Genomic DNA, 22,048 nt, shown 5'->3' with positions numbered 1-22,048 from the left:
TTCCGATCTTCAATGCCAGGTCGGCCTGCCTGAAGCCCGCAAGAACAGCGGACCTATGGAACATGCTTCCCTGCGCGAGGATTACCTCAAATCAGGTTCAAAGGGACTTTCTCAGCCACCGCCGTTCGCAATCACGAACCGCGGCAACACCCCCAGCGAAAGCGCCCTTGCGGGCACTGCGCAAATTGTAGGATGGATTCAGGCCGCAGCAAAAAGCCCGCGCATGGCGGGCTTTTGGAGGGCGCAGGGGCTGTCCCGGCTCAGTCGTCAAACACCGGCGACTCGACGCCCAGCACCTTGTGCAGTTTCGGGCTGGTCGTAGTGTATTGCAGGTGGATCTTTTTGTCGGGAAAGATGAAGGGCGCGGCGCCAAAGGCCGCCAGCGCGCACTCGTGGAAGCCGCTCAAAATCAGCTTTTTCTTGCCGGGGTAGGTGTTGATGTCGCCCACCGCGAAGATACCCGGGACGTTGGTGGAGAACTTCTCGGTATCCACCTTGAGCTGCTTGCGTTCTATGTCCAGGCCCCAGTCGGCAATCGGCCCCAGCTTGGGCGACAGGCCGAAGAACACCAGCAGCAGGTCCAGCGGCACCACGCGCGTGATGCCGTCGGAGCCGGTGACCTTGGCGCCGGTGAGCCGGCCTTGCTTTTCTTCGTAGCCGGTGACCTGGCCCACAATGAACTGCATCTCGTAGGCCTCGCAGAGTTCGCGCATTTTGGCCACGCTGGCGGGCGCGGCCTGGAAGCCGTCGCGCCGATGGACCAGGATCACGCTCTCGGCCTTGTTCGGGCCCTCGGCCGCGAAGTTCAGCGCCCAGTCCAGCGCGGAGTCGCCGCCGCCCACGATCACCAGGTTTTTGCCGGCAAAGTCGGCCGGGTTCTTCACACGGTAGAACAGCTGGCTGCCGTCAAACTGCTCCAGGCCATCGACGCGCAGCAGCTTGGGCTGGAAAGCGCCCACACCCGCCGCGATGAAGATGGTTTTGGTCAGGAAGCGCGTGCCCTTGGAGGTCTCGACGAAGAAGCGGCCGTCCTGCTGCCGTTCGACCCTGCTGACTTCCTGGCCGAAATGAAAGGTCGCGCCGAAAGGCTCGATCTGCTTGAGCAGGCTGTCGGTCAGTTCCCTGCCCGTGCACATGGGCACGGCGGGAATGTCGTAAATCGGCTTGTCGGGGTAAAGCTCTATGCACTGGCCGCCGGGGTAGGCCAGCGAGTCGATCACATGCGCCTTGATCTCCAGCAGGCCCAGCTCGAACACCTGGAACAGTCCCACGGGCCCGGCGCCCACGATCACCGCATCGGTTTCGATGGGGCCGTCGTGTTCGGCTGCGGTGTTGATCACTTCTTGGTTCAGTTGGGGTTCCATGGTTCCTGGGGCGCCCGGCAAGGCGCATGGCGGCCCGGGAAGGGCCTGGGGCCGGCGGCCCCGGGTCGGCTTAGCGGATCAATTCGGACAGTTTGCCCGTCTTGTCTTTCCATTCCTCGGCGTCGGGCAGAGCGTCCTTGCGCTTGGTAATGCTTTTCCAGCCCTCGGCGCGGCTCAATTCCACATTGAGCTTGATGAAGGCGATCTGGTCGGCCGGCACGTCTTCCTCGGCATAGATGGCGTTCACGGGGCATTCGGGGATGCAGACGGCGCAGTCGATGCACTCGTCCGGATCGATCACCAGCATGTTGGGGCCTTCGCGGAAGCAGTCCACGGGGCAGACATCCACACAGTCGGTGTATTTGCAGCGGATGCAGGATTCGGAGACGATGTGGGTCATGTTTTTTCTAGGCTAGTCGGTGGAAACCCTTGATTTTAAGAGGTTTCCGCCAACAGGGTTATCAAAGAACGCGAAGCGCGGTCTGCTTCGCGTGGGGGCCGGCTCAAAGGACCAGCGCCGCGCCCGAGGTTCTGTGCGACGCCGTATCCACCAGCACCAGCGAGCCCAGGATGCGCGAACGCGCATAGGGCAGGGTGGCCAGCGGCTCCTGCAGGCTCAATTCGATGTGGCCGATGGCGTTGGGTGGCAGCTCGCCGGCATCCTCCTCGGCCAGGGTGTTCACGTCGAGCTTGTGCACGATGCGCTTGACTTTGGCCTTGACCCAGCGGTGGCCGTGCAGCGTCCAGTAGACGCGGCCCGCGACCAGCGGCTCGTCGTCCATCCAGGCCACGGTGGCCGAGATCTCGCGCGAGGGCTCGAAGCTGTCCACGGCCAGCAGCCAGTCGCCGCGCGACACGTCAACTTCGCGGTCCAGCACGATGCCCGCGCTGTGGCCGGCCAGTATGGTCTTGGGCTGGCGGGTGTGGTCGAGCACCTGGGCCACCACCGCCGTCTTGCCGCTGGGCAGGATGGTCACGCTCTGGCCGGGCTGCACGCCGCCCGTGGCGACACGGCCCCAGAAAACGCGGCGGCCCTGCGAGGTGTCCGACGAGGACGAGAATTTTTCAACCCACTGCACCGGAAACGAAAAAGCCTCGGTGCTTTCGGCGGCCGTGACGGGCAGGTGCTCCAGCAGCTGCAGCAGCGACAGGCCTTCATAGCCGCACCAGCCGGGCTTGCCGTCGACCACGTTGTAGCCTTTGAGGGCCGACACCGGCACGGTCGCTTTCACCGGGATGCGCGCGGCCTGGGCGAAGGCCGCCAGGGCCGCGGTGATGTTTTTGAATGCCAGCGCCGGGTCTTCCACGGCGTCGAGCTTGTTCACCGCGAACACGATGGAGGGCACACGCAGCAGGTTCACCAGCAGCGAATGGCGGCGGGTCTGCTGCAGCAGCTCCAAGGACGGGTTTTTCCAGTCCAGCTTGGTGGCATCGACCAGCACCACGGCGGCGTCGGCGCTGGAGGCGGCCGTCACCATGTTGCGGGTGTATTGCTCATGGCCGGGCGCGTCGCCGATGATGAACTTGCGGCTTTCGGTGGCGAAATAGCGGTAGGCCACGTCGATGGTGATGCCTTGCTCGCGCTCGGCCGACAGGCCGTCGGTCAGCAGGGCCAGGTCGGTCTCGCCGCCGCGCTGCACGCCGGCCAGGTGGTCCTGCAGCACCGCGCGGCTGTCTACCAGCAGGCGGCCTATCAAGGTGCTCTTGCCGTCGTCGACCGAGCCGCAGGTGATGAATTTCAGCGCCGGCTTGAGGTCGTTCTGGCCGGGGGGCGCGAGTTTCACGTCGCCGGCGGTCAAATCAGTCGTGCTCATCAGAAATACCCGTCTTTCTTGCGCTTTTCCATCGATGCGTCGGAGGTCTTGTCGTCCATGCGCGTGGCGCCGCGCTCGCTCACGTCGGCGGCCAGTGTTTCAATCACGATCTCGGCGGCCGTGGCGGCCGGGCTGTCCACCGGGCAGGTGCAGGTGATGTCGCCCACGGTGCGAAAACGCACGGTCTTTTCCACCACCTGCTCGCCGTCGCGCGCGGGGGTCAGGTCGGTCACCGGCACCAAGAGGCCCTTGCGCTCAACCACCTTGCGCTGGTGCGCGTAGTAGAGCGAAGGCAGCGCGATGTTTTCGCGTTCGATGTACTGCCAGACGTCGAGTTCGGTCCAGTTGGAGATCGGGAACACGCGGAAATGCTCGCCGGGCTGCAGCCGGGTGTTGAACAGCGTCCAGAGTTCGGGCCGCTGCGCCTTGGGCTGCCACTGGCCGAAGCTGTCGCGGTGCGAAAAAATACGCTCCTTGGCGCGGGCTTTTTCCTCGTCGCGGCGCGCGCCGCCTATCAGCGCGTCAAAGCGGAATTCGTCAATCGCCTCCAGCAGCGTGACCGACTGGTGCACATTGCGCGACTCGCCGGGGTGCGCCAGGCGCACGGTGCCGCGCTTCATCGAGTCTTCGACGTTGCGCACGATCAGCTCGGCGCCCAGCTCCTTGGCGCGGAAATCCCGGAAATCGGTCACTTCGTGGAAGTTGTGGCCGGTGTCTATCATCAGGAGCGGGTAGGGGATGCGGCCCACGCCGAAAGCCTTTTCGGCGCACTTGAGCATCACCAGCGAATCCTTGCCGCCCGAAAACAGCAGGGCCGGGCGCTCGAAAGCCGCGGCCACTTCGCGCAGGATGAAGATGGTTTCCTCCTCCAGCGCATCGAGGTGGGAGTTGGACAGCCGCGCGATGGGGTGCGCCGGGTCGGCTGGCAGCAGGGGGGAGGGTGTGCGGGCGTTCATAGGTCTGCGGGGTGGGGCATAGGGGGCAGGGGAGAGAGGGCCGTCAGTGCGCAAGGTGCAGGCCGCACTCGCGGTTGTCTTCGCCCTTGGTCGGGTCCACATAGTCGAAGTTGTTGGGCAGGCCGTTGATTTCGCAGTACTGGTAAAGGTCCTTGGAAGACCAGTGCAGCAGCGGCGCGACCTTGATGAGGCCATCGGGGTTGACGCTGACCGGGTCCATCTGGGCGCGCACCGCGGTATCGGTGGCGCGCAAGGCCGTGAACCAGACCTGGGGGGCGGTTTCACGCAGGGCACGGGCAAAGGGCTCGAGCTTGACCTCTTCAGTGAAGGCCGCATGGCGTGGATCGTCCAGCGCCGGGGTTGGACCTTCCACGGCTTCGCGGTGCGCACGGGAGCGGCGCGGCAGGTAAATATGCAGGTCCAGCTTGAGCAGACGGGTCACTTCGTCGGCGAAGCGGTAGGTGGCCTCGGTGTTGTAGCCGTTGTCCATCCAGACCACGGGAACGCGGGGATTGGCGCGCGTCACCATGTGCAGTATCACCGCCTCGAAGGGGCGGAAATTGGTGGTGACGATGGCGGGCCGGCCCAGTCCCACGGCCCAGCCCACCAGGCCCTGCGCGTTGTGGCCGAGTTCCGCGTTGATTTTTGCAAGGTCGAGGCTCATGGTGTTCAGGCGGCAGCCGCTTCCTTGAAATGGGGGGCAATGTGCACCGCGTCGCCCTGGTAGCGGCCCGCGCTGTAGCCGGGGTAGCTGGCCAGCACGCGCTGGGCAATGGCCATGTCCTGGTCGGCGCGCAGCACCGCGGTGTCAAAGCCGCTGCGCTCCATCTGCGCCAGCTGGTCCACCAGCACGTCGCCGGTGGCGCGGATCTCGCCCTTGAATTCACGGCGGCGGCGCAGCAAAAAAGCCTGGCTGTAGGCACGGCCGTCGGTGAATTTCGGGAAGTGCAGGTCTATGCGCGCCACGCCGGCCAGCGAAACCTCGAAGGGGTCGGCGTCGTTCGCGATGGCCAGGACACCGGCTTGTCCGGTGCCGCTGTGTTCGTTGAAAGGCAGTAGTTTCATCGTCATTCCTTTCAGTGCGCGACGGTGTTGGGGGCAAAGCGCGCGGCCTTGGCGGCGGCCTTGTAGGGCTCCATGCCGACGCGGCGCAGGGTTGCGATAAAGGTTTCGCCGTCTTCGCGCAGCTGGCGGTAGGTGTCCAGCACCGCTTCAATGACTTCAGGAACCTCGGCACCCGTGAACGAAGGGCCCACCACCTTGCCGGGCACCGAGGCGCCGCTCAGTGCGGAGCCGTCGGAGCCGCCCAGCGAGACCTGGTACCACTCCAGGCCGTCCTTGTCCACGCCCAGGATGCCGATGTGGCCGCTGTGGTGGTGGCCGCAGGAGTTGATGCAGCCGCTGATATGCAGGTCGATCTCGCCCAGGTCGTGCAGCTCGTCCATGTCCTGGTAGCGCTCGGTGATGGCCTCGGCAATGGGGATGGAGCGCGCATTGGCCAGCGAGCAGAAATCGCCACCGGGGCAGGCGATCATGTCGGTCAGCAGGCGAACGTTGGGCTTGGCGAAACCGGCCTTGCGGGCGGCGCGCCAGAGTTCGGGCAGCTCGTCGCAGCGCACCCAGGGCAGCAGCAGGTTCTGGTCGTGCGTGACGCGCACCTCGCCGGCGCTGAACTGGTCGGCAAGGTCGGCGGCGATGTCGAGCTGGTCGGCCGTCGCGTCGCCGGGGGCCTGGCCCAGGCGCTTGAAGGACAAGGTCACGGCGCGCAGGTCGGGATTCTGGTGCGGCGCCACGTTGCGCTGCAGCCAGCGGCCGAACTCGATGTCGTCCTCGGCGGCAGCGCGCAGGATGTTGGCGATCTTCGCGTCGGCGCTCTTGCGGTCGCAGTTGAGCGTGGGCGGCACGAAGGAGGCGGTCACGCGGTCCAGTTCTTCCTGGGTGATGGTGTGCGGCGCGCCGTCGTGCTCGAGGATTTGTTTGTACTCGGCCTCGACCTCGTCGATGTAGCGCTGGCCTTCGGCCTTCACGAGGATCTTGATGCGCGCCTTGTAGATGTTGTCGCGGCGGCCGTAGCGGTTGTACACGCGTATCACGGCTTCCAGGTAGTTCATGATCTGGTTCCAGGGCAGGAACTCGCGTATCACCGTGCCTATGACAGGCGTGCGGCCCATGCCGCCGCCCACCAGCACCTTGAAGCCCAGCTCGCCTTCGGCGTTGCGCACCAGGTGCAGGCCCACGTCGTGCCAGGCCGTGGCGGCGCGGTCTTCGCGGGCGCCGCTGATGGCGATCTTGAACTTGCGCGGCAGGAAGGCGAACTCGGGGTGCAGCGTGCTCCACTGGCGCAGGATCTCGCCGAAGGGCCGCGGGTCGGCGATTTCGTCGACGGCGATGCCGGCGCGCTCATCGCTGGTGATGTTGCGTATGCAGTTGCCGCTGGTCTGGATGCCGTGCATGTTGACGCTGGCCAGCAGGTCCATCACGTCGGCCGATTTGTCCAGCGGAATCCAGTTGTACTGCACGTTCTGGCGCGTCGTGAAGTGGGCATAACCGGTCGTCAGCTTGGAGCTGACCGACAGGCCGCTCTTGAGGTTGACGGGGCCCAGCTTGTCCTGCTTGGCCTGGGCGTCGTTGAACAGCGCCGCATTGGGCTGGTCGTATTCGCGGGCGATTTTGGCCAGCACGCGCACCTGCGCGCTCGACAGCTCGCCGTAAGGCACGGCCACGCGCAGCATGGGCGCGTAGCGCTGCACGTACCAGCCGTTTTGCAGGCGCAAGGGGCGGAATTCGTCTTCCGGCAGCTTGCCGGCCTGCCAGCGGCTCAGCTGGTCGCGGTACTGGTTGGCGCGGGCCTGGACGAACTCGCGGTCAAATTCTGTGTATTGGTACATGGCTGTCGGGATTCAAACGTGGGATTTTTTTATAAGGAAAGCGGCCTGAAGCCGGTCAGATCGAGATCAGTTTCACGCCGGCATAGGCCAGCAGCACCGAGAGCAGCGAGCGGATCACGCGGTCCGGCGTCTTGTGCACCAGGTGCGAGCCCAGCCAGATGCCGGGCAGGGAGCCGGCCAGCAGCTTGATCAGCAGCGACCAGTCCACCGAACCGATGGAGGCGTGGCCCAGGCCCGCGACCAGGGTCAGCGGCACGGCATGGGCGATGTCGGCGGCCACGATGCGCGGCAGCGGCAGGGTGGGGTAGAGCAGCATCAGCACGATCACGCCGATGGCGCCCGCGCCCACGGACGTCAGGGTGACCAGGGTGCCTATGACCGCGCCGAACAGCAGCGGCAGCGACCAGTGGCGCGCGCGCGTGGCCTGGACGATGGCTTCGGGGGCGATGCTGGTGGGGGCGGCCTTTCCGCGCAGCACCTTGTAGAAGGTGGCGCCGGCCGTCAGCAGCAGCGCCAGGCCCAGGGTGGTGGTCATGATGGCCTGGGTCGCCGGGTTGGCGGGGCCCAGGCGCTGCAACATATAAAGTGTGGCGAGCGAGGCCGGGATGCTGCCGGCGGCCGTCTGGCCGACGATTTTCCAGTCGACTGCGCGGGCGCGCGCCAGGCTCACGGTGCCGCCCATCTTGGTGAAGGCGGCGAACAGCAGGTCGGTGCCTATGGCCAGGTGCGGTTTGATGCCGAAAAAGAAGATCAGCAGCGGCGTCATCAGCGAGCCGCCGCCCACGCCTGTCAGGCCTACCACCAAACCCACGGCAAAGCCGGCAAATACGAAGGCAAATTCATGCATGCCGGAAAATGTAAGTGTGCAGCTTATAAAAACAAACTACACATTTGTTCTGCCGTTATCTGGATAAGCTTATTCGCAAGCAAATATGCGGATTTCAGGGCGATTCAGGCCGCCGTCTGCTTAAAGCAAATCCACAATCACCCATCCGGGCGCCCCGCATCCACAATGCGCTGGTACAGTCCCTGCTTTTCCCGGCTGGCTACCCCACGCGTGCGCCGGCTCGATGGAACGAATCGCTTACTTTTTGGAGAAAACCGTGAAATTTGCAAAATCCGCCCTGCTGGGCGGTTTGTTTCTGGCATCGGCGGCCGGCCTGGCGCTGGCGCAGGGCGGCTCGAAAACGCCCGTCAAGATCGGCGAAATCAACAGCTATTCGACCATCCCCCAATTCACCCAGCCCTACCGCCAGGGCTGGCAGCTCGCCGTGGAAGAAATCAACGTCACCGGCGGCCTGCTGGGCCGAAAGGTCGAGGTCATCGCCCGCGACGATGCCGGCAAGCCCGAGGAAGCTCTGCGCCACGCGATCGAGCTGACGTCCAAGGAAAAAGTCGACGTGCTGGCCGGCGGTTTCCTGTCCAACGTCGGGCTGGCACTGGCCGACCATGCCCAGAAGAACAAAAAGGTGTTTATCGCCAGCGAGCCGCTGACCGACGCGCTGATCTGGGACAAGGGCAACCGCTACACATTCCGCCTGCGCCCCGGTACTTATATGCAGGCCGCCATGCTGGTCGAGGAGGCCGCCAAACTGCCGGCAAAGCGCTGGGCCGTGATCGCGCCCAACTATGAGTACGGCACCAGCGCCGTGGCGGCCTTCAAGGAACTGCTCAAGGCCAGGCGCCCCGACGTGGAGTTCGTCGGCGAGCAGTGGCCCGCGCTCGGCAAGCTGGACGCCGGCACCACGCTGCAGGCCACCATGCAAAGCAAGCCCGACGCCATCTTCAACGTGACCTTCGGCGCCGACCTGGCCAAGCTGGTGCGCGAGGGCAACCAGCGCGGCATTTTCCCCAGGATACCCGTGGTGTCGCTGCTGTCGGGCGAACCCGAGTACCTGGATGTCCTGAAAGACGAAACGCCCAGGGGCTGGATCGTGACCGGCTATCCCTGGGACCAGATCGACTCGCGCGAGCACGCCAGCTTCGCCGCCAACTACTACCGCCGCTTCAACGAATACCCCAAGGTCGGCTCGGTCGTGGGTTATTCCACCATGCAGGCGATTTTTGCCGCCATCAAAAAGGCCAACTCCACCGACAGCGAGAAGCTGGTCGTGGCGCTGCGCGGCCTGAAGTTCTCCACCCCCTTCGGCCCGGCCGAGTTCCGCGCCATCGACCACCAGTCCACCATGGGCGCCTATGTGGGCAAGCTGGACCTGCGCGGCAACAAGGGCACCATGGTGCAATGGCGCTATGCCGACGGCAAGGCCTATCTGCCGCCGGACGACTATGTCAAGGCCCGCCGACCGGCTGCGGCCATGAAGTGACCTTTTGGCAACGAGCGCGCCAATTTCATGAGAATCATGAAAAAGAGCCTGTCGAACCCCGCATAATCGGGCCCACATGACGAATACGGGTGGTGAGGCTGTCAAGCGGATATTTGTAAAAGTGTTCGGGTTTGATGACGTGGAACGTCACGCCCTGAACACGGTGTTTCGCTTGTCCGAAACCCGGCCCACGGCCTACGCGCTGTGGACCGCGACCGCGCCCGAAGAAGCCGAACTGGCCCTGATAGACGGCGACAGCTGGGAGGCCGCGATCGAGCTGGCCAACCCCGCCCATGACGATCTCAAACTGGTCTGGATAGGCGACAACGCGCCGTCCCGGGCTCGCCTCGCCATCAAGCGCCCGCTGCAATGGGCCGCCGTGATTGAAGGCATGGACGCCTTGCTGGAGGCCGAGCACCCTCAAGTCACCGGCAAACCGGTGGAGCCCGAACTCGACCTGGACCTGCTGTCCGAGTCAGGCGCCGTGCTGGACCTGGACCTCGACTTTGATTCCCAAGCTCCCACCGCGCCCTCACCGCTGGAAGAGCCCGCAGCCGAAGCCGAGCAGGCCCAGGTGCTGGTGGTGGACGCCGACCGCGATGCGCGCCTCTACCTGCGCGCCCGCCTGGCCATGGCCGGCCGGCTGATCGTGGACGAGGCCGCCAGCGGCAGCGAAGCGCTCAAGCTCATGGATACGCGGCTTTACAAACTCGTGATCCTCGACATGGACCTGCCCGACATCGATGGCTGGGAGATGGTCAAGCGCGTCGAGGCCTCGCGCCCGCCCATCGAGTTTCTGATCCTGACCGGCAGCAAGCTGACGCCGCTGGACGCGGTGCGCGGCTGGTTTGCCGGCGCGCGCGGCAGCCTGCGCAAGCCCCTGCATCCCGGAAAACTCAAATACCTGCTACGCAGCCTGAGCTGAGCTTCAAACGGCTGGTACGCGCTGCGGCGCCAGCGCATCGGCCAGGCGCTGCTCCAGCGGCAGCGGTTCGGCATGCAGCCGGGCCGCCAGCAACTCCCCGCACAGCGCGGCAAAACTCAGCCCGCGCGAACCCATGCCGCAGCAAACCCATAAGCCGTCCGCCAGCGGCCCCAGCATGGGCAGGCGGCTGGGTGTCGCGCAGCGAACGCCGGCCCAGCTTTGAACATTCCCGGCTTCAAACTGCGCGGCCAGCGCGCGCGCCGTTTCGGGCAGCAGGGTTTGCAGCCGGCTGAAGTTGTGGCGGTCGTCCTCGGGGCGTATCTCTGCCTTGGGGTTGTCGCGTTCAAAGCTCGAACCCATGACCCAGGCCAGGCCGCCGGCCACGCCGGCCAGGGGCACGGCGGGCGCCAGGCTGCCGTGGCCGTTCACCGGGAAGGAGGGCAGGGCGCCGGCCGTGCCGGGCTCATGCCGGCCCCAGCTGACCTGGCCGCGTATGGCCTGCAGCGCGAGTTCGCCGGCGTTTTCCGTCTCGGCGCCGGCGGCCAGTGCCCGGCTTGCATACCCAGCCGCCAGCACCACGAGTTCGGCGCGCGCCAGCTCCCGGCCCTGCGCATCCCAAACCTGCCACTGGCCCGAGGCATGGCTGAGCCGGCTCACTGCCGAACGGCCTTGCGACAACACGCCCGGTGCGGCCAGCCAGGCATCGACCAGGGCGGCCGGCCGTACCCAGCCGGCGTGCGCATGCCATAGCGCGGGCGCATCGGGTGGCAGGCGGCAATGCGCGAGCTGTGCCGCCTCGGCCGGGCGGCTCCAGTCGCCGGCGGCATCGGCCCAGTCCGCTTGCCAGGCCTCGGGCCGTTTGCGCGGGTGTTCCACCGCGTGCTCCAGCACGCCGGTGCAGCCCCAGTCGCCGGCTTGCAGCAAGGCCTCGGCCTGCTGCAGCGTGGCGCGTATGCCGTGGCGCGACAGGCGCGAGAGCGGGTTGTCGTCGGGCGAGACATGCGGCGCCAGCAGGCCGGCCGGCAGGCCGGAGGCACCGGCGGCCGGTTCTTCGGCCGCGTCCAGCACCGTGACCTGCCAGCCGCGGCGCGCCAGGCTGGCCGCCACGGCCGCGCCGGCCAGGCCCGCGCCCACCACCACACAGGTGCCCGGGGTGCGGCGCGCCGGCGGCGGCTGCGCTTTTTTGGGTTCCCAGGCCGGGTTGAACTCGCCCTGCAGGTTGTCGCGCTTGGGCGGTATGCCCGGCACTTTTTTGACAACAAAGCCGCACTGGGCCAGTGCGTCGCGCACACTGCGCGCAATGGTCCAGGTGGCCACGCGCGTGCCGCGCCGGCAGCAGCGTGCCACCGCCTTGAAGGTGTGCACATCCCAGATATCGGGGTTGCGCTGGGGGCTGAAGCCGTCCAGGTAGACCGAATCGACTTCGAATGATTGGTCGCGCAGCATCGCCTTGGCGTCGCCTATGCACAGCGTCAGCAGGACCCGGCCGTCCTCAAACACCAGGCGGTGAAAGCCCGGCAACAGGCCCCAGAGCTGGGCCTGCAGCTGTTCGGCCAGGGGGATCAGTTCGGGATGGGTCTGGGCGCTGCGCAGCACGTCGGCCGCGCTGGCCGGGAAGGCCTCGGTCGAGACGAAATGCAGCAGGCGGGGGCGGTCCGGGTCGGCCTTCCAGGCGGCCCAGGTCACGAGGAAGTTCAGGCCCAGGCCGAAACCGGTCTCCAGTACCGTCCATTGCGGCTGGCCGGCCCAGGCCTGGGGCAGGCCGCAGCCCTTGAGAAAGACTTCTTTCGCCTGGTCCAGCCCGCCGAGTTCGCTGCGGTAGCGGTCGCCGAAACGCGGGCTGAAGGGGCTGCCACCGGCCGTGCCGTCATCCAGCCACTCGATGCGTTCAGGCATGCCGCCGTGTCAGGGGGTAGGCGGTACGTAGCCTTGCACCGCGTCGGCGCCCTCGCCGAAGAAATGCTTTTCCATCTGGCGCGCCAGGTACTGGCGGGCGCGGGCGTCGGCCAGGTTCAGGCGGTTTTCATTGACCAGCATGGTCTGCTGCTTCATCCAGTCCGCCCAGGCTTCCTTGCTGACTTCTTCCCAGATGCGTTTGCCCAGGGCGCCGGGGTAGGGGGGGAAATCCAGGCCTTCGGCTTCTTTACCGAGCTTGATGCATTTGACGAGGCGTGCCATGGCGAGGGTTCTTTCGTGTATCGGGGGGATCAAAAGGGGTGATCCGAGGGCCCCAAAGGGCGTCCAAGGATAAATACAGAATAAAGAACTGAGTTTTTATTCGTTCCGGTTTTCTAAGGCTGCTTCCAGAATCCATTTTGTCTGCATTTACACGCATTTTCTGGAAAAGAGAGCAACCATGACTTCACGCCGCAACTTTATCAATGTTTCCACCCGCACGGCCGCCGCCCTGGGTTTGGGTTTGACGCTGGCAGGGTCACTGCTGACGGCCCAGGCCCAGCAGCCGCCCAAGCCGCCCGTCACCCTGCTCAATGTGTCCTACGACCCGACGCGCGAGCTTTACGTCGAGTACAACGCCGCCTTCATCAAATACTGGAAGGCCAAGACCGGCCAGGACGTGACCATCAAGCAGTCGCACGGCGGCTCGGGCAAGCAGGCGCGCTCCATCATTGACGGCCTGGATGCCGACGTCGCCACCCTGGCCCTGGCCGGTGACACCGATGCACTGGTGAAAAACGGCGGCTGGCTGTCGGCCGACTGGCAAAAGAAGCTGCCGCACAACTCCTCGCCCTATACCTCCACCATCGTGCTGGCCGTGCGCCAGGGCAATCCCAAGGGCATCAAGGACTGGGACGACCTCATCAAGCCCGGCATCAATGTGATCACGCCCAACCCCAAGACCTCGGGCGGCGCCCGCTGGAATTACCTGGCGGCCTGGGAATTCGCCAAGCGCAAATACGGCAGCGACGCCAAGGCCAAGGAGTTTGTCGCCAAGCTCTACGGCAATGTCTCGGTGCTGGACACCGGCGCCCGCGGCTCGACCATCACCTTTGCCCAGCGCGCCCAGGGCGACGTGCTGATCGCCTGGGAAAACGAGGCCTACCTGCTGGAAAAGGAATTCGGCGCCAAGTTCGACGTGGTCGCGCCCTCGCTGAGCATCCTCGCCGAACCGGCCGTCGCCGTGGTCGACAAGAACGTGGACAAAAAGGGCACGCGCGCCGTGGCCGAGGAATACCTGAAGTACCTCTATTCCGAAGAAGGCCAGGACATTGCCGGCAAGAACTTCTACCGCCCGGCCGTCTCGCAAAAAGCCATTGCCAAGTACGCCAAGCAATTTCCCAAGCTGAACCTGTTCACCATAGACCAGGCTTTTGGCGGCTGGACCAAGGCGGACAAGGAGCACTTCGCCGACGGCGGCTCCTTCGACCAGATCTACACGAGAAAGTAACCCCCCGAAGCGGCCTTTCGGCCGCCTCCCCCCAGGGGGCGCCCGCTGCGGCCCGGCTGAGCCGGTTCCGCGCCGGCACTGGGAATGATTCATCACATAGCGCCGGTACTTAAGGCAAATCAGGGATTCAATCAAACAATGTCCGCGCAACAATCCGTACTGCTGATCGCCGGCAGCCCCTCCGAGCAGTCGCGCTCCTCGGCGCTGCTCGACTCTGTCAGCCACAGGCTGGCCCTGCGCGGCGGGCTGGTGGTGGACCGGCTCAACATCCGCGAGCTGCCGGCCCAGGCGTTGCTGCTGGCCGAATGGGGCCACCCGGCCATCGTCAAGGCCATCGAGCAGATTGCCAGGGCGCGCGCCGTTGTCGTGGCTACGCCGGTTTACAAGGCGGCTTACAGCGGGCTGCTCAAGGTGCTGCTCGACTTGCTGCCGCAGACCGCGCTGAAAGAAAAAACCGTGCTGCCGCTGGCCACGGGCGGCAGCCCGCACCACATGCTGGCGCTGGACTACGCGCTGCGCCCGGTGCTGCAGGCGCTGGCCGCGCGCCATATCCTGCCCGGTGTTTACGCCACCGATTCCCAGGTGCCGCAGTCGGCCGACAAGCGCTACGAGGTCGGCCCCGACATCGCCGTGCGGCTGGACGACGCGGTGCTGACCCTGCTGGCCGAAAGCTTCCGCCAGCCGGCCACTGCCGGCTTCGAGCCGGTGCACTTTTCCCGGGTGCGATGTAGCGTCTGACGCCGCGCCGGGGCGCTCGGTCTGATCGGTCAGCCGCCGCCCCGAATTTCCACGACGCCATTTGAAACCGCTATACAGGCGGCCGGGCGGAGCTTTGCCTCCCGCGGCCGCGCATCCGGAAAAGATTTTTGACAAGGACATCACCATGAGCACCACCCCCGCCGGCACGCCCGGCACTTCCCCGCAACCCTCCAGGGCGCGCACCTGGCTGGACTTCAGCCTGGGCCTGCTGCTGGCCGCCCTGATCGCGGGCCTGATCACCTTGCTGACGCTGCCCGTGGCGCACGCACAGGACAAAGTCGAGCTGCGCATCGGCTACCAGAAAGCCGCCAGCCTGTTTGTGCTGCAAAAAGCCCAGGGCACGCTCGAAAAGCGTTTGTTGCCGCTGAACGCCAGCGTGAAGTGGGTGGAGTTCCCGGCCGGCCCGCAACTGCTCGAAGGCCTGAACCTGGGCTCGGTCGACGTGGGTTATGTGGGCGAAGCGCCGCCCATCTTCGCGCAGGCCGCCGGCGCCAAATTCGCCTACATAGGCTACGACCCGGCCGCGCCCGAAGCCGAAGCCATCGTCGTGCCCAAAGACTCCGCCATCAAATCCGTGGCCGAACTCAAAGGCAAGAAGGTGGCCCTCAACAAGGGCAGCAATGTGCACTACCTGCTGGTCAAGCTGCTTGAGAAAAACCACCTCAAGCTCAGCGACATCCAGCCCGTCTACCTGCCGCCTGCCGATGCGCGCGCCGCCTTTGAAAGCAAAAGCGTGGACGCCTGGGTGATCTGGGACCCGTTTACCGCCGCCGCCGAGAAAGCCATAGGCGCGCGCGTGCTGGCCGACGGCAAGGGCGTGGTCAACAACTACCAGTACTACCTGGCCGAGCGCGGCTTCGTCGCCAAAAATCCCAAGGTCATCCAGGCCCTGTTTGACGACTCGGTGGAGCGGGGCGCCTGGCTCAAGGCCAACCTCAAAAAGGCCGCCGAGCTGATCGCGCCGCTGCAAGGCCTGCCGGTGGACGTGGTGGAGCTCAGCCTCAAGCGCTATGAGTTCAAGGTCCAGCCCGTGCCCGCCAGCGTGATCGCCGACCAGCAAAAACTCGCCGACACCTTTTTTGAGCTCAAGCTGATCCCCAAGGCCATCGCCGTCAGCGAAGCCGCTTACAAACCGGCTCCCTGACACAAGGACACCGCATATGAACACCCTCACACCGCTACAACTGCGCCGCCGCTTCCTGAAGATCGTCGCCACCACGGCCTCGCTGTGGGGCTTGGGCCTGCAGGGCGTAAAAGCCCAGTCCGCCGCCAAGGCCGAAAAAGCCCCTGAACAGCTGCGCATCGGCTACCAGAAGTCCGCCGTCAACCTGGTCATCCTCAAGCAAAAAAGCGTGCTCGAAAAACGTTTTCCGAGCACCAAAATCACCTGGGCCGAATTCCCGGCCGGGCCGCAGCTGCTGGAAGCGCTGTCGGTGGGAAGCCTGGAGTTCGGCTTGACCGGCGATTCGCCGCCCGTGTTCGCCCAGGCCGCCGGCAAGGAACTGGTCTATGTCGGCGTTGAGCCGCCCAAGCCCGACAGCTCGGCCGTCCTGGTGCTGGGCGACTCGCCCATACGCAGCCTGGCCGGCCTCAAGGGCAAAAAAATCGCGCTGCAAAAAGGCTCCAGCGCCCACTACCTGCTGGTGCGCGCGGTCGACAAGGCCGGCCTGAAATGGGACGACATCCAGCCGATTTACCTGGCGCCCGCCGACGCGCGCGCCGCCTTCGAGCGCAAAAGCGTGGACGCCTGGGCCATCTGGGACCCGTTTTACGCCGCGATCGAGCTCGCCATCAAGCCGCGTGTGCTGGCCACGGGGCGTGAGCTGTCGAGCAACAACTCCTTTTACCTGGCCTCGCGCCCCTTTGCCACCCAGCATGGGCAGACTCTTGCGGCGCTGTTTGAGGAACTGAGCCGTGCCGACGCGCTGGTGCAAAGCAACCGGTCCGAGGCCATCAAGCTGGTGTCCGATTTCAGCGGGCTGGACGCCGGCGTGGTGAGCCTGTTTATCCAGCGCCGTCCGGTGTCGCCTGTCGGCCCGCTTAATGCCGCCGCCATCGCAGACCAGCAGCGCGTCGCCGATGCCTTTTTGCGGCTGGGCTTGATCCCACGGCCCGTCAAGGTGGCCGACATCGTCTGGCGGCCTGAAGCCACCCAGGTCGCGCGCCAATAAGCGCAGCGCCAAGCACCCCCGTATTCAAGGTTCAAGGAGTTTTTATGCAGGTTTTCTGGTTTATTCCCACCCACGGCGACAGCCGCTACCTGGGCACGGGCGAAGGCGCGCGCGAGGTCAACCATGACTATTTAAAGCAGGTCGCCACCGCCGCCGACACCCTGGGTTATGAAGGCGTGCTGATTCCCACCGGCCGCTCCTGCGAAGACCCCTGGGTGGTGGCCGCCAGCCTGCTGCCCGTCACCAAAAACCTCAAGTTCCTGGTGGCGGTGCGGCCCGGCCTGCACCAGCCCAGCCTGGCCGCGCGCATGGCCGCCACCTTTGACCGGCTCTCGGGCGGGCGCCTCTTGATCAACCTGGTCACAGGCGGCGACCAGGCCGAGCTCGAAGGCGACGGTGTCTACCTGGACCACACGCAGCGCTACGAGCAGTCGGCCGAATTCATACGCATCTGGCGCGAGATCCTGGCTCGCAGCCACGCCGGTGAAAGTTTTGATTTCCAGGGCCAGCACCTGAGTGTCAAAGGCGCCAAGCTGCTGTACCCGCCGGTGCAAAAACCGCATCCGCCTGTCTACTTCGGCGGCTCCTCGGCGCCGGCCCATGCGCTGGCCGCCGAGCAGGTCGACACCTACCTGACTTGGGGCGAGCCACCCGCCGAAGTCTCCAAAAAAGTCGCCGACGTGCGGGCCCGCGCCGAGAGGCTGGGCCGCAAGGTCAAGTTCGGCATACGGTTGCACGTCATCGTGCGCGAGACCGAGGATGAAGCCTGGCGCGCCGCTGAAAGCCTGATCAGCCGGCTCGACGACGACACCGTGGGCCGCGCCCAGGCAGCGTTTTCGCGCATGGATTCCGAAGGCCAGCGCCGCATGGCCGCGCTGCATGCGGGCGGCGGCAAACGCACGCGCGCCGAACTGGAGATCAGCCCCAACCTCTGGGCCGGTGTGGGCCTGGTGCGCGGCGGCGCCGGCACGGCCCTGGTGGGCGACCCCCAAACCGTGGCCGCACGCATAGAGGAGTACGCGGCCCTGGGCCTGGACACTTTTGTGCTTTCGGGTTACCCGCACCTGGAGGAGTCCTACCGTTTTGCCGAGCTGGTCTTCCCGCTGCTGCCGCGCGGGCTGCGCCAGAAGCTGCCCGGCCAGGTGCTCAACGGCCCCTTTGGCGAAGTCGTGGCCAATGACTACCTGCCGCGCGTCTCGCAAAGCTGAACCTGGAGCGCTCTGATGACAGACTCTGTTCGTGAACTCCAGGTGACCCCGGTGCCCGACACCGTGGACGCTCCCGGCCTGGGCTTTTTGCCGCTGGCCGCGGGCTTCTCATTGCCGCGCCTGCAAATCGCCGCCGTGCTGCGCGACCTGGGCCAGCGCCTGCTGCCCTGGGTGGTGCCAGTCGGCCTGATCGCACTGTGGCAGATTGCCTCCTCGCTGGGCTGGCTTTCCACCCGCGTGCTGCCGGCGCCCTCAGAAGTCATCAAGGCCACCTGGACGCTGTCGGCCTCGGGTGAGCTGTGGACCCATGTGAAGGTCAGCGCGGGCAGGGCGCTCGCGGGCCTGGCCGTGGGCGGCGGGCTGGGCCTGGCCGTCGGCCTGCTGACCGGCTCGGTGAAGTTTTTCGAAACCCTGCTCGACTCAACCATACAGATGGTGCGCAACATCCCGGCGCTGGCGCTGATCCCGCTGGTGATCCTGTGGTTCGGCATCGACGAAACCGCCAAGCTGTTCCTGATCGCGGTCTCGGTTTTCTTCCCGATCTACATCAACACCTTCCACGGCATACGCAATGTGGACCCGGGCCTGATCGAGATGGGCCGTACCTATGGCCTCACGCGCTGGCAGCTCTACCGAGAAGTCATCCTGCCCGGCGCGCTCTCGTCCATCCTGGTGGGCTTGCGGTTTTCGCTGGGCCTGATGTGGGTGATTTTGATCGTGGCCGAAACCATTTCAGCCCAGGCCGGCATAGGCTACCTGACCATGAACGCCAGGGAGTTCTTGCAGACCGATGTGGTGCTGGTCGGCATCCTGCTGTACGCCTTGCTGGGCAAGCTGGCCGATGTGTTCGCGCGCGGGCTGGAGCGCTACTGGCTGCGCTGGCATCCCGGCTACCAGAGTGCGGCGGCCTGAATGGCACGAGGAAACACCATGCTGCATCCCCATATCTCTTTTGAATCTTCGCAAACCTATCTGGCGACGGAACTCGGGCGCGATACCGAACCTGACACGCTGCCGACGCAAGCGCAGCCGTCAACGCAGGAGCGCGGCGTGCGCCTGGAAATCCGCGGACTCTCGAAACGTTATGGCAAACGCCAGGTGCTGCAGCACACCGAGCTCGTGATAGCACCCGGAGAGTTTGTTGCCATCGTGGGCCGCAGCGGCTGCGGCAAATCCACCCTGCTGCGCCTGGTGGCCGGGCTGGAGGCCGCCACACAAGGCAGCATACGCCTGGACGGCCAGGACGTGAGGGGCCTGCGTGAGGACACGCGCATCATGTTCCAGGATTCGCGGCTCCTGCCCTGGCGCCGTGTGATCGACAACGTGGCCCTGGGCCTGCCGCCCGGCGGCCATGCGGCCGCGGCCGACGTGCTGGCCCAGGTGGGCCTGGCCGACCGCCAGCCCGACTGGCCGGCGCGCCTGTCGGGCGGCCAGCGCCAGCGCGTCTCGCTGGCCCGGGCCCTGGTGCACAACCCCCGCCTCTTGCTGCTCGACGAACCGCTGGGCGCGCTGGACGCGCTGACCCGCATAGAGATGCACCAGCTCATCGAGGGCCTGTGGCGGCGCAGCGGCTTTACCGCCTTGCTGGTCACGCACGACGTGCAGGAGGCCGTGGCGCTGGCCGACCGCGTGATCCTGATCGAGGACGGCCGCATCGCGCTCGACGAGCGCGTGCGCATCGCCCGCCCGCGCGAACGCAGCGAGCCGCTGTTCGGCCAGATCGAGAAAAAGATCCTGGACCGCGTGCTGCAGCAGCCCGGCGAGGCGATCTCGCCCAGCGAGCCGCTATGGCCCAACACGCCGGTGCACGGTGTGCGCTGGGCGGTCTGAGTTTTTACCCATTCAACGATTTTTTAACCCAGTTCCAGGAGAACCTTTATGTCCATCCAAGCCATCAATGTCCGCAACCAGTTCCGCGGCAAGGTCAAGGAAATCATCCGCGGCGACGTGGTGTCCGAAATCGACGTCGAAACACCCTGGGGCATCGTCACCTCGGTCATCACCACGCGCTCCGTCGACCAGCTGGAGCTGGCCATCGGCAGCGAGGTCGTGGCACTGGTCAAGTCGACCGAGGTGTCTATCGCAAAGCTGTAGACAAACTGCCCAGGCTTCTGGCGATCCTTGAGGCATGCACCCATCGGTTCTTTGCGATGGTTGCCGTTTCTCCCAAGGCGCTCATCGCGTCGGCAGCACGAACCGCGGCCTGCCGAGGACTTGGGTCGCAACGCGCGACGCGGTCCGCCGCGTCAGGAATCGCACGCCGAAGCACGACAGCTTGTTGAAGAGACCCGGCACTACCGTGCGCTTGCCGCGCAGCATCGCGCGGATCGCGGCCTGTGCCACGAACTCCGGGCTCTTCATCGACGCGTTCGCGATCCACGAGTAGTCGCCCCCGCCGGACGCTGTATGGAACGCGGTTTCGGTGCCGCCAGGGCAGATGCAGGTCACCGACAGCGGCGTGCCGCGGTGCTCGTCATGAAGGCCCTCGCTGAAGTTGCGTACGAACGCCTTCGACGCGGCGTACAGCGCCATGTTCGGCACCGACTGGTACGCGCCGGTCGACGCGATGTTCACCATGTGCGCGCGGCTGGTGGTCGCCTTGCGCGCGTCAACGAAGCACCGTGCGAGTTGGACGAGCGAGGTCATGTTGAGTTGGACGAGCTCCGCGTCGCGCGCCCAGTCGACCTCGTCGAACCGGCGGAAATAGCCGAACCCGGCGTTGTTGATGAGGATGTCGATGGGACCGCCGGCAATCGCGGAGTCCCACAGTGCCCGCGCAGCATCCGGCTTGCCGAGATCCGCGGTGATGGTCTCGACCTTCACGCCCTTGCAGGTCGCGGCGACCGCGTCGAGTGCGTCGCGGCGCCGCGCCGTCAGCACGAGATCAACGCCCAGCGCCGCGAGCTCACGCGCGATTGCCGCGCCAATGCCGCTGGATGCGCCGGTCACCAGCGCGCGCCTGCCAAAGTTGACGCTTGTATCGGTACTCAAATCGTTCTCCCTATTGTGTAGAGCAGCCAGGGAACTCCAAGGCCAGCGAGGTTTGCGTATCCGGGTGGAGCGCCAATCGGGGACGTTTGATGCTCAAGCTGCGAGCGTCGGATAGTCCGTGTAGCCCTTGGCTCCCGGCGTATAGAAAGTGTCCGGGACAGGAGCGTTCAAGGGCGCGCCCTGGCGCATGCGCTCGACCAGGTCGGGGTTGGCGATGAAAGGCCTGCCTATGGCGATCAGGTCCGCGCGGCCTTCGCTCAGTGCCTGTTGTGCGCTGGCTTTGTCCTGTCCGCCGGCGAGGATGAAGGGGCCGTCGAACGCCGCCTTCAAATCGGCCTTGAGCTTGGCCGGGACGGGCGGGGCGCCCATGGCCGAATGGTCCAGGACGTGAATGTACATAAGGCCGAGCGCGGAGAGCTGTTTCACCAGCGCCAGGTACTGCTCGTCCACGCCGTCGAAGCTGCCGGTGCTGTTGACCACACCATGAGGCGACAGTCGGATGCCGACCCGCTCGGCGCCGATCTCCTTCACGGCAGCGCGGGCGACCTCGAGTACCAGCCGGTTGCGCCCTTCGGCCGTGCCGCCGTAGCGGTCGGTGCGGCGATTGACGTTGGCGTTCAGGAATTGCTCGAGCAGGTAGCCGTTGGCAGCGTGCAGTTCGATGCCGTCGAAACCGGCCGCGATGGCAAGGCGCGCGGCCGTGGTGTACTCGCCGATCACGGCCTGGATGTCGGCCTCCGTCATGGCGCGCGGCGGCGTGTGCGGCTGGCTGCCTTGGGTATCGGTCCACATCTCGCCAGGGCAGGCCTCGGGTGAAGGTCCAAGCACCTCGGCGCCGGCCGGCAGGTTGGCCTGGTGGGACACGCGGCCGGTGTGCATCAGCTGCACGACAATCTTGCCGCCTTTGGCATGGACCGCGTCGGTCACCAGCTTCCAGCCTTGCACCTGGGCGTCGTTGAAGAGGCCCGGGATCCGGGCATAGCCCAGGCCGTTGGGCGAGGGCGAGGTTCCTTCCGTGATGATGAGGCCGGCGCTCGCGCGCTGGGCATAGTAGGTGGCCATCAAGCTGTTGGGCGTGTTGCTGTCGCTCGCGCGGCTGCGCGTGAGCGGCGACATCACGGTACGGTTCTTGAGCGGGGTGGCACGCAGGGAGAAGGCATCGAAAAGCATGTGCTGTCCTTGGGGAAATGGAAAATGGAAAATGGAAAACGAAAGGAAAGGAGGGAAAAGAAAGAGCCGTAA

The 22,048-nt window shown here is 65.7% G+C and carries 22 protein-coding genes; 10 read left to right on the top strand and 12 right to left on the bottom strand.

The window, feature by feature from the left end:
- Window positions 1-260: 260 nt before the first annotated feature.
- The 8 genes from AC1D09_RS11415 to AC1D09_RS11380 form a co-directional block, all read right to left on the bottom strand.
- Window positions 261-1,364 carry an NAD(P)/FAD-dependent oxidoreductase gene (locus tag AC1D09_RS11415; protein WP_477663284.1) on the bottom strand — a complete coding sequence of 368 codons (1,104 nt, stop codon included), beginning with the start codon at window positions 1,362-1,364 and terminating at the stop codon, window positions 261-263.
- Between the two features lie 70 nt (window positions 1,365-1,434).
- Window positions 1,435-1,764: a ferredoxin FdxA gene (gene fdxA, locus AC1D09_RS11410; RefSeq protein ID WP_007869720.1), complete on the bottom strand. Its 330-nt coding sequence runs from the start codon at window positions 1,762-1,764 to the stop codon at window positions 1,435-1,437.
- Window positions 1,765-1,867: 103 nt separating this feature from the next.
- On the bottom strand, window positions 1,868-3,178 hold the full coding sequence (locus tag AC1D09_RS11405) for a sulfate adenylyltransferase subunit 1 (RefSeq protein WP_477663283.1): 1,311 nt from the start codon (window positions 3,176-3,178) through the stop codon (window positions 1,868-1,870).
- A complete protein-coding gene (gene cysD / locus AC1D09_RS11400; RefSeq protein WP_477663282.1) occupies window positions 3,178-4,134 on the bottom strand; it encodes a sulfate adenylyltransferase subunit CysD in 957 nt (318 codons plus the stop codon). The genes AC1D09_RS11405 and cysD overlap by 1 nt, the downstream gene beginning before the upstream one ends.
- A 43-nt stretch (window positions 4,135-4,177) precedes the next feature.
- Window positions 4,178-4,798, bottom strand: a complete 621-nt coding sequence (locus AC1D09_RS11395; protein WP_007869726.1) for a phosphoadenosine phosphosulfate reductase domain-containing protein — start codon at window positions 4,796-4,798, stop codon at window positions 4,178-4,180.
- 5 nt (window positions 4,799-4,803) lie between these two features.
- Complete coding sequence (locus tag AC1D09_RS11390; protein WP_477663281.1) at window positions 4,804-5,199, bottom strand: DUF934 domain-containing protein; 396 nt, start codon at window positions 5,197-5,199, stop codon at window positions 4,804-4,806.
- 11 nt (window positions 5,200-5,210) lie between these two features.
- On the bottom strand, window positions 5,211-7,022 hold the full coding sequence (locus AC1D09_RS11385; RefSeq protein WP_477701057.1) for a nitrite/sulfite reductase: 1,812 nt from the start codon (window positions 7,020-7,022) through the stop codon (window positions 5,211-5,213).
- Between the two features lie 55 nt (window positions 7,023-7,077).
- On the bottom strand, window positions 7,078-7,869 hold the full coding sequence (locus AC1D09_RS11380; RefSeq protein WP_074574603.1) for a sulfite exporter TauE/SafE family protein: 792 nt from the start codon (window positions 7,867-7,869) through the stop codon (window positions 7,078-7,080).
- 223 nt (window positions 7,870-8,092) lie between these two features.
- Between AC1D09_RS11380 and AC1D09_RS11375 the strand changes: the two genes are divergently transcribed.
- Together AC1D09_RS11375 and AC1D09_RS11370 are read left to right on the top strand one after the other, a co-directional pair.
- Window positions 8,093-9,346 carry an ABC transporter substrate-binding protein gene (locus AC1D09_RS11375; RefSeq protein ID WP_477701056.1) on the top strand — a complete coding sequence of 418 codons (1,254 nt, stop codon included), beginning with the start codon at window positions 8,093-8,095 and terminating at the stop codon, window positions 9,344-9,346.
- Window positions 9,347-9,485: 139 nt separating this feature from the next.
- Entirely contained in the window at window positions 9,486-10,271 is a 786-nt protein-coding gene (locus tag AC1D09_RS11370; RefSeq protein WP_477663278.1) for a response regulator transcription factor, read from the top strand.
- Window positions 10,272-10,274: 3 nt separating this feature from the next.
- Here AC1D09_RS11370 and mnmC read toward each other — a convergent pair whose 3' ends face one another.
- The gene (mnmC, locus tag AC1D09_RS11365; RefSeq protein WP_477701055.1) at window positions 10,275-12,167 is read right to left on the bottom strand and encodes a bifunctional tRNA (5-methylaminomethyl-2-thiouridine)(34)-methyltransferase MnmC2/FAD-dependent 5-carboxymethylaminomethyl-2-thiouridine(34) oxidoreductase MnmC1; all 1,893 of its coding nucleotides are present in this window, start codon (window positions 12,165-12,167) and stop codon (window positions 10,275-10,277) included.
- A 9-nt stretch (window positions 12,168-12,176) separates the two neighbouring features.
- Window positions 12,177-12,449, bottom strand: a complete 273-nt coding sequence (locus tag AC1D09_RS11360; RefSeq protein WP_074574597.1) for an oxidative damage protection protein — start codon at window positions 12,447-12,449, stop codon at window positions 12,177-12,179.
- A 178-nt stretch (window positions 12,450-12,627) separates the two neighbouring features.
- Between AC1D09_RS11360 and AC1D09_RS11355 the strand changes: the two genes are divergently transcribed.
- The 8 genes from AC1D09_RS11355 (at window position 12,628) to AC1D09_RS11320 (ending at window position 19,909) form a co-directional block, all read left to right on the top strand.
- Window positions 12,628-13,677, top strand: a complete 1,050-nt coding sequence (locus tag AC1D09_RS11355) for a sulfate ABC transporter substrate-binding protein (protein WP_477663776.1) — start codon at window positions 12,628-12,630, stop codon at window positions 13,675-13,677.
- Window positions 13,678-13,815: 138 nt separating this feature from the next.
- Window positions 13,816-14,415, top strand: a complete 600-nt coding sequence (ssuE, locus tag AC1D09_RS11350; protein WP_477663777.1) for an NADPH-dependent FMN reductase — start codon at window positions 13,816-13,818, stop codon at window positions 14,413-14,415.
- Window positions 14,416-14,560: 145 nt separating this feature from the next.
- The gene (locus AC1D09_RS11345; RefSeq protein ID WP_477701054.1) at window positions 14,561-15,580 is read left to right on the top strand and encodes a sulfonate ABC transporter substrate-binding protein; all 1,020 of its coding nucleotides are present in this window, start codon (window positions 14,561-14,563) and stop codon (window positions 15,578-15,580) included.
- A gap of 16 nt (window positions 15,581-15,596) precedes the next feature.
- Window positions 15,597-16,607 carry a sulfonate ABC transporter substrate-binding protein gene (locus AC1D09_RS11340; RefSeq protein ID WP_477663779.1) on the top strand — a complete coding sequence of 337 codons (1,011 nt, stop codon included), beginning with the start codon at window positions 15,597-15,599 and terminating at the stop codon, window positions 16,605-16,607.
- A 44-nt stretch (window positions 16,608-16,651) separates the two neighbouring features.
- Window positions 16,652-17,815: an FMNH2-dependent alkanesulfonate monooxygenase gene (gene ssuD / locus AC1D09_RS11335; RefSeq protein WP_477663780.1), complete on the top strand. Its 1,164-nt coding sequence runs from the start codon at window positions 16,652-16,654 to the stop codon at window positions 17,813-17,815.
- A gap of 15 nt (window positions 17,816-17,830) precedes the next feature.
- Window positions 17,831-18,727 (top strand): aliphatic sulfonate ABC transporter permease SsuC, encoded by an 897-nt coding sequence (ssuC, locus tag AC1D09_RS11330; RefSeq protein WP_477663781.1) that lies wholly within the window; start codon window positions 17,831-17,833, stop codon window positions 18,725-18,727.
- Window positions 18,728-18,745: 18 nt separating this feature from the next.
- Complete coding sequence (locus AC1D09_RS11325; RefSeq protein ID WP_477663782.1) at window positions 18,746-19,645, top strand: ATP-binding cassette domain-containing protein; 900 nt, start codon at window positions 18,746-18,748, stop codon at window positions 19,643-19,645.
- 48 nt (window positions 19,646-19,693) lie between these two features.
- Window positions 19,694-19,909, top strand: coding sequence for a TOBE domain-containing protein (locus AC1D09_RS11320; RefSeq protein ID WP_436154846.1), 216 nt, complete (start codon window positions 19,694-19,696; stop codon window positions 19,907-19,909).
- A gap of 81 nt (window positions 19,910-19,990) precedes the next feature.
- Here AC1D09_RS11320 and AC1D09_RS11315 read toward each other — a convergent pair whose 3' ends face one another.
- Together AC1D09_RS11315 and AC1D09_RS11310 are read right to left on the bottom strand one after the other, a co-directional pair.
- Window positions 19,991-20,806 carry an SDR family NAD(P)-dependent oxidoreductase gene (locus AC1D09_RS11315; protein ID WP_477663783.1) on the bottom strand — a complete coding sequence of 272 codons (816 nt, stop codon included), beginning with the start codon at window positions 20,804-20,806 and terminating at the stop codon, window positions 19,991-19,993.
- Window positions 20,807-20,899: 93 nt separating this feature from the next.
- A complete protein-coding gene (locus AC1D09_RS11310) occupies window positions 20,900-21,976 on the bottom strand; it encodes an alkene reductase (protein ID WP_477663784.1) in 1,077 nt (358 codons plus the stop codon).
- Window positions 21,977-22,048 lie beyond the last annotated feature (72 nt).

Source organism: Polaromonas sp. P1_A2 (assembly GCF_056406895.1).
This window is presented reverse-complemented; position numbering and strand designations above follow the sequence as displayed.

Coding starts and splice junctions, on each gene's coding strand:
- AC1D09_RS11415 (WP_477663284.1), bottom strand. CDS start 1,364: ATGGAACCCCAACTGAACCAAGAAGTGATCAACACCGCAGCCGAACAC.
- ssuE (WP_477663777.1), top strand. CDS start 13,816: ATGTCCGCGCAACAATCCGTACTGCTGATCGCCGGCAGCCCCTCCGAG.
- AC1D09_RS11390 (WP_477663281.1), bottom strand. CDS start 5,199: ATGAAACTACTGCCTTTCAACGAACACAGCGGCACCGGACAAGCCGGT.
- AC1D09_RS11385 (WP_477701057.1), bottom strand. CDS start 7,022: ATGTACCAATACACAGAATTTGACCGCGAGTTCGTCCAGGCCCGCGCC.
- mnmC (WP_477701055.1), bottom strand. CDS start 12,167: ATGCCTGAACGCATCGAGTGGCTGGATGACGGCACGGCCGGTGGCAGC.
- fdxA (WP_007869720.1), bottom strand. CDS start 1,764: ATGACCCACATCGTCTCCGAATCCTGCATCCGCTGCAAATACACCGAC.
- AC1D09_RS11320 (WP_436154846.1), top strand. CDS start 19,694: ATGTCCATCCAAGCCATCAATGTCCGCAACCAGTTCCGCGGCAAGGTC.
- AC1D09_RS11395 (WP_007869726.1), bottom strand. CDS start 4,798: ATGAGCCTCGACCTTGCAAAAATCAACGCGGAACTCGGCCACAACGCG.
- ssuD (WP_477663780.1), top strand. CDS start 16,652: ATGCAGGTTTTCTGGTTTATTCCCACCCACGGCGACAGCCGCTACCTG.
- AC1D09_RS11360 (WP_074574597.1), bottom strand. CDS start 12,449: ATGGCACGCCTCGTCAAATGCATCAAGCTCGGTAAAGAAGCCGAAGGC.
- ssuC (WP_477663781.1), top strand. CDS start 17,831: ATGACAGACTCTGTTCGTGAACTCCAGGTGACCCCGGTGCCCGACACC.
- AC1D09_RS11310 (WP_477663784.1), bottom strand. CDS start 21,976: ATGCTTTTCGATGCCTTCTCCCTGCGTGCCACCCCGCTCAAGAACCGT.
- AC1D09_RS11325 (WP_477663782.1), top strand. CDS start 18,746: ATGCTGCATCCCCATATCTCTTTTGAATCTTCGCAAACCTATCTGGCG.
- AC1D09_RS11405 (WP_477663283.1), bottom strand. CDS start 3,178: ATGAGCACGACTGATTTGACCGCCGGCGACGTGAAACTCGCGCCCCCC.
- AC1D09_RS11380 (WP_074574603.1), bottom strand. CDS start 7,869: ATGCATGAATTTGCCTTCGTATTTGCCGGCTTTGCCGTGGGTTTGGTG.
- cysD (WP_477663282.1), bottom strand. CDS start 4,134: ATGAACGCCCGCACACCCTCCCCCCTGCTGCCAGCCGACCCGGCGCAC.
- AC1D09_RS11345 (WP_477701054.1), top strand. CDS start 14,561: ATGAGCACCACCCCCGCCGGCACGCCCGGCACTTCCCCGCAACCCTCC.
- AC1D09_RS11355 (WP_477663776.1), top strand. CDS start 12,628: ATGACTTCACGCCGCAACTTTATCAATGTTTCCACCCGCACGGCCGCC.
- AC1D09_RS11375 (WP_477701056.1), top strand. CDS start 8,093: ATGGAACGAATCGCTTACTTTTTGGAGAAAACCGTGAAATTTGCAAAA.
- AC1D09_RS11340 (WP_477663779.1), top strand. CDS start 15,597: ATGAACACCCTCACACCGCTACAACTGCGCCGCCGCTTCCTGAAGATC.